The organism is Teredinibacter sp. KSP-S5-2 (genome assembly GCF_032773895.1).
Classification (GTDB): Bacteria; Pseudomonadota; Gammaproteobacteria; order Pseudomonadales; family Cellvibrionaceae.
In genome coordinates this window covers 1206219-1219450 of sequence record NZ_CP120416.1, presented here as the reverse complement: position 1 = coordinate 1219450, position 13232 = coordinate 1206219, and the positions used below count along the sequence as shown (strand labels likewise).

Genomic DNA, 13232 nt, shown 5'->3' with positions numbered 1-13232 from the left:
AATTAATGACAGTCATCAGGTATCCAGCTTTCCCATTTTGTTCTATTCGCCTCATACCATTCTTCCGCGGCCTGCTCATGGGTCAGCTTATCAACATCGACTCTTGCGGATAATTGAGCAATAGTCGCATTGTCGAAATTAACATTTTTCAATGTACGGTAAGCACAGTTCCATTTTTTCGGCATACCGGACCAGGCTGCTTTTTTTAACCAACCTCCCGAAGGGTTGCCACAGTCATAATGATATAGCGGATTCACTCCCCACTTGGGGTCGGTTTCGCACTCAGGTTCATACGCAGGAAACTCAATAAACTTTCCATCATAACGATCCTCAACCCAATTCGGAGTCCAGTTGAATAACACAATGGCCTTATTCTGCGATTGTGCCTTAGCCAGCTCCCGCCAAAGGTCGTCCGCCGTTTGCACTTGATCAACAATAAAATCCAACTCCAAGGCCCGAATTCTTGCCGCTTCCGGTTTCTCCCAGGGACCAGCAACATACCGTCCTTTGCCATTGGTTTTTTCTGTTGCAAAAACCTTGGCACACCGCTTTAACGCTCGCCAATCGGGTAAACCCGGGCAAAGCTCTTCCACATAACCTGGATACCACCAATCCTCCCGCGTCAATGCAGAATGGGTTCCCGCATCCAAAATACGGTTAGCTGAGACCATTCGATTAAACATCAACTCCATAGTGCCTTGCCAAACTTCGACCTGAACATGGTCTATGCCCAAGGCCAACGCACCCCACTGCTCCGAACTACTGGCTTGGACATAACGTACTTTATAACCCTGATGGATAAAAATCATACCCGTAATACGGGAAAGCACTATCTGGCTGGTCCAATCATTTTCGATTACACGTATAGGAGAAGTATCCTTTTCCTGCTCCGCCGAACAAAGTAAAGGCAAGAATAAAAGAAGCAGAACACGCAGAATAAATCCCCCCATTAACATCCCCCACCGGAATAAAAATATCACTAATAAGTGTAGATGAATTCACAACCAGCCTTTATGGCAAGTTGTATCGATACATATGCGAATGAATCAATTCATTACTGCACATGTAAAAATAATATTTAACACGACATCCAACAGCCCACCCACGTAAAATAAAACTCGAAGGCACTGGCTGTTGCATAACACGCACCCGACTTATTGAAAAGCCACATTACAATAATGCCACCACAAACAACTCAGGTGCTTTAGCAGTAACCAACTTTACTTCTGCGATATTGACCATACTTTCTCTTTTGCTAATGTATACTTTCCTACTTCGGTCAATCCGCCTAGTATAAAAACCATAACAGAGCGGTATTTTACTACCGAAAGAAACACCATATCAGACTAATCTTTCCCAAGAAGAGCAATAAAAATGCATACACGAAAATTTGGTAAATTTGACTGGAACCTGAGCGTGATCGGCTATGGCATGTGGGGAATGGCCGGCTGGACAGGTTCAGACGACAAGGCATCCAACCAGGCTCTCGATAAAGCCGTTGAATTGGGATGTAATTTTTTTGATACCGCATGGGGCTATGGCGCTGGGAAAAGCGAACAGATACTCGGTAATTTGTTAAAAAGGCATACCGCCTCCAAACTCTATATTGCAACTAAAATCCCACCCAAAGAAGACATATGGCCACCAAGGAAAGACGCCGGCCTGCAAGATATTTACCCTAAGCAACATATCACTGAATTCACCGAGAAAAGCCTGAAGAATTTATCTGTCGAATGCATCGATTTACTGCAGTTTCATGTATGGGAAGATAGCTGGGCCAATCAGGATGAATGGCAAAATGAAGTGCTACGCCTAAAACAGAGCGGCAAAGTCAAAGCGTTTGGTATCTCCACGAACCGTTGGGAACCGGAGAACTGCATAGAAGCACTTAAAACCGGACTGATTGATTCAGTGCAGACTATATACAATATTTTTGACCAGTCACCTGAAGATAAATTACTACCTTATTGTCAGGAAAACGGCATTGCCGTAATTGCCCGAGTACCATTCGACGAAGGCTCACTGACAGGAAAACTCAACTCAGATTCCCGTTGGCCAGAAGGCGATTTCAGAAATATTTATTTTTGCCAGGAAAACCTGCAACCAACTCTGGAACGTGTAGAACAGCTACGCCAAGTCGTGCCCGAGGAAATGACAATGGCGGAAATGACGCTGCGGTTTATTATTTCCAACCCTGCTGTTACAACAGTCATACCTGGTATGCGTAGTCAGGTAAATGTAGAAGCGAACATGGCCGTAGGCAATACACAAGGATTGGATTCAGACTTGATAACACAGCTGCGAGATCATCGCTGGGATAGAGTACCGACCAGCTGGTCATGTTAGACACGCTATCTAGTCAGTGCTAGAGAGATAAACAAATCGACAATGGGGTATCCAGCCACAGAACACGCTGTACTGTTCGATATCCCCTCTGTCGGAATATATAACCCACACTTATTCTGCCAGCAACATAACATAGCAACTTTTCAAAAAAACAGATTTTATTAGCCGCACTGCGCAAAACATTGTCGAAACCACTAGAGTCTGTCTCCAATCCTCCTGAAAATTCGGTTAAATGCGTCAAACTTGAATTTATCTCAAGGGTACAGCGCTGCATTCAACGTTCATTTATCCTGCCGCGCATTTGAAGATGTCACATTATTATGTGAGACTAACAGGTTTGAACGCACCCATTAAGGTCCATAGGCATGATGAAAGCATTTTGCTTTGCTCTCGCACAATGGTCACATTGCCTTATATGGCAACTGACACACCTTTTCAGTGGAGGTCCAAAAGCCTGGCTGCGCAATATTATTCTATTGTTTATCGTGACACCATTCCTGCTTACTCTGCAGCTCGTTCATTGGCTGTTCTTTCTTCTGGATGAAATATTTTTCCCACAATACAAAAGTATCTCCATCAATAATCCGATTTTTATTCTCGGCATTCCAAGAAGTGGAACAACATTCCTTCATCGGACCCTTAGTGAAGACCGTAAATTCACCTCAACAACGCTATGGGACTGTGTTATAGCCCCTTCTATCACGGAAAAAGTTATTTATACCGCGATAGGGAAAATATTCAGCCCCATCATTAAGCGAATACCTATTCCACAATTCAGTTTCTTCCGAAAAATGGAGTCCATACATCTACTGGGCTTGTCCGAACCGGAAGAGGATTTTCTGCTATTACTCCCCATTTTTTCCTGTTTCATTTTACTGGTTGTCTTTCCCGAATACACAAAGATATGGGATCTCGCCTTTTTTGATAAGAACAAAAATCAGAAAGATAAAACAGTAGTTATGACATTTTATCAACGGATGCTAAAAAAGCATCTGTACTTTTATGGTAAGACATATCAAGAGAAACACGGAAAGGAAATACGATACTTAGCCAAAAACCCTTCGTTCACGCCAATGCTGGAGAGCCTGACTGAACATTTCGACAATGCTGTCTTTATCGGTTGTATACGGGAACCGCAACGCACAATCCCATCTCAAATAAGCTCGCTTCAACCTGCACTCAAACTTTTCGGGTTTAGCCAAACAAGCCATGAATTTAAAAACAACATTGTCAACATGCTCGTCTATTATTACAACCATCTACGAACGATAAAAAAACAAGGGCAACATACCCTGCTTCTTATATCGATGGAACAACTGAACAAGCAACTGACAGAGATACTGGAAGTAATATACCAAACTCTGGCAGAAACCATAGACAATGATTTGCGCAATAAGTACACGCATATTTCCGAAGAATCAAAGGCCTATAACAGCAAGCATAAGTACAGCAAAGACATAGGCAATATAGATTTGGATCAGCTAAAGCGTCACTTTGATTCTCTTTGGCCCTTTCCTGATGGCATGCTCGTAACAATTGAAAACGGTAAACCTACATGAACATCCAGGCATCGGTAAAAGATTCACATTTAATAGAAGATGACTATATTGACTCCGCGCACGCAGAGCTGAGCAACGTCCGTGTAGTCATTATCTCGGATGCTGCACCGGAAAGAAATGGCGTCGGCTCCTATTACCATGACTTGGAACGCTACCTTAAAGATCATGTGGAGTTTATTGAAACCATCTGCCCTAAAATCCAGGGGAAGAAATGGTCGGGGGGAATCAATGTGCCTTTGCCGGGTGACGCCACACAGAAATTCGTTATCCCCAACTTTTTTTCGTTAAAGAAGCGGGTCAAACAATTAAATCCTAATGTGATCATTATTCCCTCCCCGGCTCTTTATGGCCTTTTTGGCGCAGTTATTGGCAAACAACTCGGCGTTAAAGTGATTATCGGCTTTCATACCTGGTTCGATAAACTCGCGGATCTCTACTGGAAAAGCATTCAACGGTTTATCGTCAAAAAATACTTTGAATACTCTCACTGGCTGATATTTAAATTTGGCGATGTAGTTCTAGCGAACTCGGACTATATGATGGACATAGCCAAACACTTGGGAGCCAAGAAGACGGGATTAATGGGAACCCCCATTGCCTATGAGTTTGTCAAAGCCCCTATCAAACCAATTAGTTATCCACCGAAACGGGTCATATTCGCCGGCAGACTTGCGGCGGAGAAAAATATTCAGTCGGTGATTCAAGCCGCGATGGATCACCCCGATATGCAGTTTATTATTAGTGGCGATGGCCCGGAACGGGAAAGCATACAGGCCGCCGCAAATAACATTAAAAACCTGACCTATCTTGGCTGGTTAAACCGACACGAATTACTTAATCAGATAGACAACAGCGACATACTTGTCCTGCCCTCTTTGGTAGAGGGTTTTGGTACCATCGCACTTGAAGCTTTAGTAAGAGGAAGAATGACAGCCGTATCCGACAACTGTGGCATTATTGAATGGCCAGAACTGGTTGATAGTTTGTATATTTTCTCAAATGAAGATGGCTTTAGCAAAGCACTGCATCGTATTACTGCCACGCAGCCCGAACAGATAAAGGAAAAAATAGATAGCGGGCGCAATGCCGCATTAAAACTGAATAACTGGAATTTCAGTATTTGGAATGACGTGTTGGTCGGTAAACAATGAAAGCCGTTATTTCAATTCACGATGTCATGCCGGAAACCATGGCACATACTTTTGAATTACTTAAGCTATGTACTCATCTCCAGCCATTCCATATCTATCTGCTTATTGTGCCCGGATTAAACTGGCAACCACATCAGATCGAACAACTAAAGGAGCTGGAAACGCAAGGCTATCAACTTGCAGGACATGGCTGGCAACACCATTGTAAAGAGATAAAAACCATTAAACACCGTTTACATTCGGTTTTCATTTCCCGTAATGTAGCAGAACACCTATCCCTCACAACGGAACAACTTCATCAACTGATTTTACGTAATTACAACTGGTTTATTGACTCCGGATTTAATGCACCCGAGCTTTATGTTCCGCCAGCCTGGGCAATGGGCAATCTCCCTAAAACTACGCTCAAAGATTTACCCTTCAAATACTACGAAACAACCAACGGCATCTATCATGTAACATCGAACAACTTTAAACGCCTACCACTCGCAGGCTTTGAAGCAGACAATACTTGGCGAAAAATTGCATTAAACCTCTGGAACCAAATTAATCAGGCAGCAGCATCCCAAACAAGCCCGTTACGTATAGCACTTCACCCCTACGATTTAGATTTAAAGCTTCACACGCAGTTGAAAACACTGGTGAGTCAAGTATCCGAAGCCCGCTCCTTAGCGCAGGTATTTTCAACCTAAACTGGCAAGCTGATCTATTCGCAATACACGGTTAGCTTTTTCTTTTCTCCATAAGCTTTTGGTGATGAAATGAATCCTTGCGCAGTAATTTACTGCCACACTTTGGACACCGATTTTCCTGACAAGGCTGGCCGGCAGTGTGCTTGGACGTGTACCCGCATTTAGGGCAGACACATTCACCGACCGGCCCCAGATTTCGACACGAATTTGCATTCACTCTATCGACTCCTCATCGTGTAGTTGATCAAATGCACGCAAGGCATCGGCAGCAAGCATAAGAGAAGGGCCGCCTCCCATATACACACCAACTCCAAGTACTTCTGCAATCTCTTCTCGCGTTGCCCCCAAATCGTTTAAGTTTTTCACATGAAAGGCAATACAGCCATCACAGTGTTTTGCCACACCAATAGCCAGAGCAATATATTCCTTTATCTTTTCTGACAATGCTCCGTCTTTCAATGCGGCTTTGGATTGCGCATAAAAGGCGTTAATGGTATCCGGCTGAATTTTCTGTAACTCGCGGGTATATTCCCGAATGGAGCTTCTTACAACTTCGTAGTTTTTATGCATAGCCATCTCTCTTAAAATACATCTGACATATTTGTTATGGGCTAGGTACTATCACTGTGATAAATATCCGAAATCATATAAACCACTATGCCTTGCGGAAAAGTTGCCAGACATTAATCAATGTAAAACCTATAAATGCAACGAGAGTCCACCCAGGGATGCTTACACCAAATAATGTCCAGACAACATCGGCGCAATCCCCATCGCCTTGGAAAAGCACTTTGATCGCCTCCCATAGCGGCATGGTTTCTAAAATAAAACTTAGCCCGGGCCCGCACGCTGGCACCAACTCTTCAGGCAGGTTTTGCAACCATATGTGTCGAGCGGAAACGCAACCACCCCCAATTGCCGCTATTGCACCTAGCCCGGCATAGACTTTAATACCACCTGCACCGGGATGATGAATAAAAGCCACTAAGGCGATAATACCGATGGCAATGACAAATGCTCTTTGTGTAACACATAATGGGCAAGGCGTTAATCCCAACGTTTTCTGAAAATAAAAAACAGTGATAAGAACAGCAATCACACACGCACTAAAAACAATCAGGTTAGTCACACGAATAGACGGCCGAAGGCGTGAACCTTGTTCAGAGTAAACCATATCAACATCTCAATAGTGACAGCGAAAACCGGATTTCATAGTGATGGATTGATAGTCCTCAACCTCATTCTCCTCACACTTATGAGAAGTGTGTTTTTCATTACAAGGGTTATTCTCAGTTTCCAACTGTTGTTTAAAATACGCAGCGATAATATCCTTCGGGCTCCCTTCTTTCGCGCCAACAACAACGTTTATGCCCCACTGATCAAAAAAGCTTAATGCTCGATTGCCAATACCACTTGCGATAACCAATTGTGTTCCATTGTCATTTAACCAACTGGGTATGCTCCCAGGCGTGTGTATCGGTGCCTGTAAATATCGGACATGTAAAATTGTTTGATTCTCTTCGTCCACTTCAGCGAAGGCAAATTGCTCACAATGACCAAAGTGCTGACAAAGTTTTTGATTAATTGTAGGTATAGCTATAAGCATAACGTTTCCTTTTACCAACGTCTTACCCATTATTCACAGGGGTTGGAATATCGATTGATTTACAAAACAACCATGCAATAGCAAAAAGAGCGCCAAAATAAAAACAGGAAAGAACAGAAAGTAAAACCGTCCAAAAACCTGAGACAGCGAAAGATAGGCTAGAAGTAGAAGTTATCGAGTCGAACCCGAATCGTGCAATTTACCCGATTGACATAACGATGCTAGAGCTAGCTACGCCCATCTTTTTCAGGCAATTCAATGGAAAATGATTTAATTTTTCGATACAGAGTACTCACGTCTATACCGAGTTCCTGCGCACTCTTTTGGCGGTTGCCCTGATTACGTTGTAATGCTTCACTAATAAACAGCTTTTCAAGTTCCGCAAGACTCATCGGTTGATTAGATTCAGCACCATGTGCGACATTCGGTCGCAGTTCGGGCGGCAAGTGATTTAAATGGATAATTTTGCCACGACATAAAACAAATGCCTGCTCAATGATGTTTTCCAGTTCACGGACGTTGCCGGGGTATTCGTACTCCATTAACCGCGACAACACCTCATTCGACACACCGGCAATATCCTTTCCCTGTAGGTGATTAAATTTGCTCAGTAAGGATTCAATAAGCAAGGGAATATCTTCGCGCCGCTGTTTTAAGCCTGGTAGCAGCAAATGCACAACGCGAATTCGATAATACAGGTCTTCACGGAACTGCCCATCGGCCACTTCCTTTTGCAGCGCCTTATTGGTTGCAGTAATCACACGAACATCAATAGGTAAACTTTTTGTTCCCCCCAAGGGTTCGATTTCCCGCTCTTGTAAGACGCGCAATAACCGCACTTGCATCGCAGGCGAAATATCCCCAATCTCATCGAGAAAAATAGTTCCCCCCTCAGCCAAAGCAAAACGACCGGGTTTATCCCGCTTGGCATCAGTAAAGGCACCGGCTTTATGACCAAATAATTCGCTTTCCAATAATGTATCGGGTAACGCTGCACAGTTCACCGCCACAAAAGGTTTATTCTTACGGGGCGAAAGGTTGTGAATAGCACGCGCAAACAGCTCTTTACCCGTACCACTCGCACCCTCAATCAAGACGGTACTATTGCTTTCTGCCACCAAAGGAATAAGCTCAAATAGGCGAGTCATGGCAGCGCTACGACCGATAATATCTTCAAAGGTATAGCTCGCGTGTAGCTCCTTGCGTAGCTGCTCAACCACCGTGAGATCCTGAAAAGTTTCCACACCACCGACAACTTCGCCTTCACTGTTTTTCAACAAGGCAGTTGATATACGAATCGGAATCCGTTCTCCCTGCTTATTCACGATATAAGCCACAGCATTAAGCACGGGCGTGCGATTGGACATTGTCCGCCGTAAAGCGCAGTCCCTTTCGCAGATATTGGCTCGAAACACATCGCAGCATCGACTACCAATCGCCTCCTGTCTGCGAATCCCTGTTATCTTCTCCGCTGCACTATTAAATGCCGTAATTCTCCAGGATCGATCGACGGTAAACACGCCTTCATTTACCGAATCCAGAATCGCGGTTTCTCGCTGGCGAGCAATTGATAGTTGATCAGTCAAAAGAGTGTGTTCCTAAGCGTTTTTGGTGCATGGCAAAATGCCCGATTTAAAAAACCATTTTATTGCAGTTTGCCCGATTGAAATTGATGAATAACAAATCTTTTCATGACTCCACCCCGTTTTTGACCGCGCATTGGTTGCAGGAAATCAATGGCATATATAGTGCATATTCGGGATAAACGTTTTGGGAGTGCCTAAACCATGAAACTTGCAATTCCCCACTGGCAAAACCAGATATCCCCGGTTTTTGATGTTGCTGATACGCTGTTACTGGTCGACATGATCCAAGGGTCCGTCACCACACTCAACAACATTACTATCCAGAACGACGACCCACACACACTTGCCGAATCCATTGCCAATATTGGTGTTAATGTTTTGATATGCGGTGCAATTTCGAGACCATTTGAATCTGCGTTAGTACAGAAAGGGATTGATGTTATTGCCCAAACACGAGGGCAAATCGATGAAGTACTCGATGCGTTTTTAGCAAACCAGTTAGGACAAGGAAAATACCTGATGCCAGGCTGTTCACGTAAACAGAAAGTGTGTCAATCTTATCACCACGCAATCAACAGATCCCACAGCGGTCGTGGAAGACGCAGAAAATGCGTCAACAGAAACCAGGAATTAAGATAAACCAAAATTTACCCGATGTTACCTAATTCCAAACCATTTACCTGAGAACTAATTTTGTCAGAATTAAAAATCACCATATTGATAGACAATACTGTCAACCACGCCGGTCTGCTTGCTGAACACGGCCTGTCAATTTGGATAGCAACCCGCGAACAAAACATTCTGTTTGATACCGGCCAGGGCTTGGCGCTAAAACATAATTCAAAACAGTTGAAAATAGATTTAAGCTCGACAGATGCCCTGGTGCTGAGCCACGGCCACTACGATCATACTGGTGGTGTGGATGAAGTTTTACAACTGAGCGAAAATGCATCGGTTTTTATACACCCGGAAGCACTCAAAGAAAAATATTCGCTCAGATCAAACAACCCGGCTCATTATCGGGGTATGGCAACGCCGATTAAAAACCTTCTGCATAATACACCCAACATATATTGGACCGAAAAACCCACACCGATCGCAAAAAATGTTTGGTGCACCGGTTCGATTCCACGCATCAATGATTTTGAAAAAAATACCAAAACTTTTTTTTATGATAAAGATGGAAAATCACCGGATCAAATTATGGATGACCAGGCGCTTTATATAGAAAGCGGACTGGGGACAATTGTATTACTTGGCTGTGCCCACGCTGGAGTGATTAATACCCTAGAGTACATTCAATACCTTACCCATAACAAACCGATTTTTGGCGTATTCGGCGGTATGCATCTGGCCAATGCCAGCACTGAACAGCTCGAGTCAACAATAAAAGCCCTTCGCAAACTCAATATTCAACAACTTGGCCCAACACACTGTACTGGTTTTGCAGCGATGAAAAGCCTGGCAGAAGCCTTTCCCGATCAGTACCAAACTATACACGTAGGTTCGGTTATCCATATATAGAAAACCAAATTGACACAAATTAGTATGCAGCAAGCAACCCATCCCATAGCGAAAATGAAAAACCACCACAGTCATAAAAAATGCTTTGCCTGTGGTAAAGATAACGCCGCGTCGCTCGGGTTACATTTTTATTCTAACGATAATGGAGGCGTAACAGGTGAGACAAAATCCTACCCTTTTCTCCAGGGTTACCCTGACATTCTACACGGCGGTATCGTGGCCACCATGCTGGATTCGGCAATGACCCATTGTTTATTTCACCATGACATTACAGCGTTAACGGCCGATTTACATGTGCGCTACCTTTTACCCGTGCCCTGTCAACAAAAACTGAATTTAACCGCCTGGATAACACGATTCAAACCACCGCTCTACTGTTTAAGGTCGGAACTACATGTGGGAGAAAAGTTGATGGCCTATGCCGATGCTAAATTTATGAGGAAAGAATTGTAGTAGGTAACAACCATACGACTTGGACCTAAGCTTGACATGTAGCTGAAATATTTGACCGCAGATATCCCCCACCCACACATATGTGACGCCACTGAAACAAAGATAAAAACTGGCGCGAGCACCCCATATAGGCTTTACCGCGACATAAGCCGTTAGTATGAGCCTCTTCAATCGATATTTGTGCTAAACATATATAGGCGGCATATAAACTGCGCCAATATGCTTGCCTTAAAGGACAAGCATATTAGAAAAAAGAATAATATTTTTGAGTATCTACATGAAACTGACAGTTATACAACGAATCAGCATAGGTTTTTTATTTTTAATTAGCTTTTTGGTTGTAATTGGCTACACCGGCATCACCAGTGTGAACGGCATAAACGATAACCTTCAGCAGGTGACCACAAGGGCCATTCCGATAAGCGAAGACTCCGCTCAACTCTCCGCGCAGTTTGCAGCGGTTAACCTCGCCATGTATCAGCATTACAACAGCATAAAATATGATCAACTGGAAGAATCCGAAAAAGTATTCAACCAAATTAACAGCCAATACCGTCCCCTTTTAGAGCGCTTAAAAAGTGAACTTAGTACGATTGAGACCGCCAGTGACCAAATAGCGATTGTACAAACCCTACAGGAGAAGGTGCCCGAAGTATTCAGCAATATTGAATCCACCATGCGCGTATACCGCATGTCTTTCGATGGCTCAAATCTATTGGCAACGCTGGATGAAAAAGTAGACAAACTGGAAGAGCAGAGCCAGGACATTCTCAATCAGGTAAGGAGCGTCCCTGTCGCTTCCCCCAGTAATAAACAATATATTGATGACGTGGCTTTTCATATTTCCCAAGGTATAGGCCTGATCAAACTGATCAGTGCCTCCAAAGACAATGTTTCCTTTAGAAAATATGTTGCTCAATATACTGAATGGATGATTGCTTATCTGGACAAAGCCTACGAATTGCAAAGAATTGCGGAGAATGCCAGCCCAAGGGTTCGTTCAGCCATCTACCAACAAAATGATCTAATCAGTGAAATTATCCACCTCGTTGCAAGCCTGGAAGGCTACGGCAATACCAAGGAAACCTACCTGGGTACCAAAGATACGTTATTTAAAAACATGGTGGAGAACGAACAGGCACTCGCAGAAATAAGAAAAGACCTGCACAAAGTCAACGAATTTGCTTCCAGTTACTCCAAAAGTGTCGCCAACAACGCTCAGGATTCCGTATCCTCCAACAAGCTCACAATTATTTCGATTAGCGCCGTCGCGATAGTTATTGGGGTTTTGGTGGGTTTATTACTCACGTCCAGCATACGAACCGGTCTGTACAGAATGATGAATGCCCTGCAACGCATGGCGACAGGTGATTTAACTGAGAAGCTCCGCCAGGCATCCGATGATGAATTTGGCAAGTTACAGAAATCCGCATCCACTTTGAGTCAGTATCTTCGAGATATGATTCATGCAATCCAGGACCAATCCCACGCGATTCTTGAATCGATCGAAGATACGCAAAATATCACTCAATCGACTAAATCAGCCATTACCGGACAGAAAAACGAAATTGATATGGTGGCAACGGCGATGCAGGAAATGACTGCAACGATTAGGGAAGTATCGAGTATTGCCCAGGAAACCTTTGGCGAAGTACTACAAGCCCACGACTACGCCACTAATGGTGAGAAAAATATTGAAGATAACAAAAGCCTGACCCTAGCTCTGAAAAGTGATATGGACATTGCTGCAAAAGTGATTGAGCAATTGGACAGTGATGTCAGAAAAATTGAAGAAATACTGCTGGTCATTGACGCTATTGCGCAACAGACGAATCTACTTGCGCTCAACGCTGCAATTGAGGCCGCACGAGCAGGTGAGCATGGTCGAGGTTTCTCTGTAGTGGCTGACGAAGTACGAACCCTGGCCAGTCGAACTCAGGAATCCACGGAAGAAATCAAACACAATATCGAAACCCTACTGCAAAGCTCAGAGCGAGCAGTTTCTTCAATCAACCAATCACAAATCAAAACCGATCAGTCGGTTGAAAAAGCGCAATCAATCAGCGAGCAAATTCGAAATATCGTTACCATCATGGCCAGAATTAAAGACATGAACATGCAGATTGCCACAGCCTCTGAACAACAAAGTACGGTAACAGAGGAAGTCACCAAAAACATCACCCGCATTTCCGAATTAGCGGAAAACACTGAACAAGGTGCACAAAAAAACGAAGAGAATATGATAGAACTATTAGACTCGTCCAAGACTCTTGAAAAAATAGTCGAAAAGTTCAAAACAAATTAATTTACGAGAT

At 43.6% G+C, this 13232-nt stretch carries 14 protein-coding genes; 8 read left to right on the top strand and 6 right to left on the bottom strand.

What is annotated here, in order from left to right; all coding sequences use genetic code 11:
* Nucleotides 1–2: 2 nt before the first annotated feature.
* Entirely contained in the window at nucleotides 3–950 is a 948-nt protein-coding gene (locus P5V12_RS05755; RefSeq protein WP_316956382.1) for an ABC transporter substrate-binding protein, read from the bottom strand.
* 424 nt (nucleotides 951–1374) lie between these two features.
* Between P5V12_RS05755 and P5V12_RS05750 the strand changes: the two genes are divergently transcribed.
* The 4 genes from P5V12_RS05750 (at nucleotide 1375) to P5V12_RS05735 (ending at nucleotide 5748) form a co-directional block, all read left to right on the top strand.
* The gene (locus P5V12_RS05750) at nucleotides 1375–2346 is read left to right on the top strand and encodes an aldo/keto reductase (protein WP_316956380.1); all 972 of its coding nucleotides are present in this window, start codon (nucleotides 1375–1377) and stop codon (nucleotides 2344–2346) included.
* A gap of 365 nt (nucleotides 2347–2711) precedes the next feature.
* Nucleotides 2712–3905: a sulfotransferase gene (locus P5V12_RS05745; RefSeq protein ID WP_316956379.1), complete on the top strand. Its 1194-nt coding sequence runs from the start codon at nucleotides 2712–2714 to the stop codon at nucleotides 3903–3905.
* On the top strand, nucleotides 3902–5056 hold the full coding sequence (locus tag P5V12_RS05740; protein ID WP_316956377.1) for a glycosyltransferase: 1155 nt from the start codon (nucleotides 3902–3904) through the stop codon (nucleotides 5054–5056). The genes P5V12_RS05745 and P5V12_RS05740 overlap by 4 nt, the downstream gene beginning before the upstream one ends.
* Nucleotides 5053–5748: a DUF2334 domain-containing protein gene (locus tag P5V12_RS05735; RefSeq protein ID WP_316956375.1), complete on the top strand. Its 696-nt coding sequence runs from the start codon at nucleotides 5053–5055 to the stop codon at nucleotides 5746–5748. The genes P5V12_RS05740 and P5V12_RS05735 overlap by 4 nt, the downstream gene beginning before the upstream one ends.
* Here the strand turns inward: P5V12_RS05735 and P5V12_RS05730 are convergent.
* The 5 genes from P5V12_RS05730 to P5V12_RS05710 all read right to left on the bottom strand — a co-directional run bounded on the left by P5V12_RS05730 (nucleotide 5740) and on the right by P5V12_RS05710 (nucleotide 8940).
* Nucleotides 5740–5961 (bottom strand): hypothetical protein, encoded by a 222-nt coding sequence (locus P5V12_RS05730; RefSeq protein ID WP_316956374.1) that lies wholly within the window; start codon nucleotides 5959–5961, stop codon nucleotides 5740–5742. The genes P5V12_RS05735 and P5V12_RS05730 overlap by 9 nt on opposite strands.
* Complete coding sequence (locus P5V12_RS05725) at nucleotides 5962–6318, bottom strand: carboxymuconolactone decarboxylase family protein (RefSeq protein ID WP_316956372.1); 357 nt, start codon at nucleotides 6316–6318, stop codon at nucleotides 5962–5964. It abuts the gene before it with no gap.
* A gap of 85 nt (nucleotides 6319–6403) precedes the next feature.
* The gene (locus tag P5V12_RS05720) at nucleotides 6404–6922 is read right to left on the bottom strand and encodes a disulfide bond formation protein B (protein WP_316956370.1); all 519 of its coding nucleotides are present in this window, start codon (nucleotides 6920–6922) and stop codon (nucleotides 6404–6406) included.
* Between the two features lie 9 nt (nucleotides 6923–6931).
* Nucleotides 6932–7354 carry a NifB/NifX family molybdenum-iron cluster-binding protein gene (locus tag P5V12_RS05715; protein ID WP_316956369.1) on the bottom strand — a complete coding sequence of 141 codons (423 nt, stop codon included), beginning with the start codon at nucleotides 7352–7354 and terminating at the stop codon, nucleotides 6932–6934.
* A 227-nt stretch (nucleotides 7355–7581) separates the two neighbouring features.
* Nucleotides 7582–8940, bottom strand: coding sequence for a sigma-54 interaction domain-containing protein (locus P5V12_RS05710; RefSeq protein ID WP_316956367.1), 1359 nt, complete (start codon nucleotides 8938–8940; stop codon nucleotides 7582–7584).
* Between the two features lie 201 nt (nucleotides 8941–9141).
* Between P5V12_RS05710 and P5V12_RS05705 the strand changes: the two genes are divergently transcribed.
* The 4 genes from P5V12_RS05705 to P5V12_RS05690 all read left to right on the top strand — a co-directional run bounded on the left by P5V12_RS05705 (nucleotide 9142) and on the right by P5V12_RS05690 (nucleotide 13222).
* Nucleotides 9142–9579, top strand: coding sequence for a NifB/NifX family molybdenum-iron cluster-binding protein (locus P5V12_RS05705; RefSeq protein WP_316956365.1), 438 nt, complete (start codon nucleotides 9142–9144; stop codon nucleotides 9577–9579).
* A 54-nt stretch (nucleotides 9580–9633) separates the two neighbouring features.
* Nucleotides 9634–10464 carry an MBL fold metallo-hydrolase gene (locus P5V12_RS05700; protein WP_316956363.1) on the top strand — a complete coding sequence of 277 codons (831 nt, stop codon included), beginning with the start codon at nucleotides 9634–9636 and terminating at the stop codon, nucleotides 10462–10464.
* 9 nt (nucleotides 10465–10473) lie between these two features.
* Nucleotides 10474–10917 (top strand): PaaI family thioesterase, encoded by a 444-nt coding sequence (locus P5V12_RS05695; protein WP_316956361.1) that lies wholly within the window; start codon nucleotides 10474–10476, stop codon nucleotides 10915–10917.
* A 277-nt stretch (nucleotides 10918–11194) separates the two neighbouring features.
* On the top strand, nucleotides 11195–13222 hold the full coding sequence (locus P5V12_RS05690; protein WP_316956360.1) for a methyl-accepting chemotaxis protein: 2028 nt from the start codon (nucleotides 11195–11197) through the stop codon (nucleotides 13220–13222).
* Nucleotides 13223–13232 lie beyond the last annotated feature (10 nt).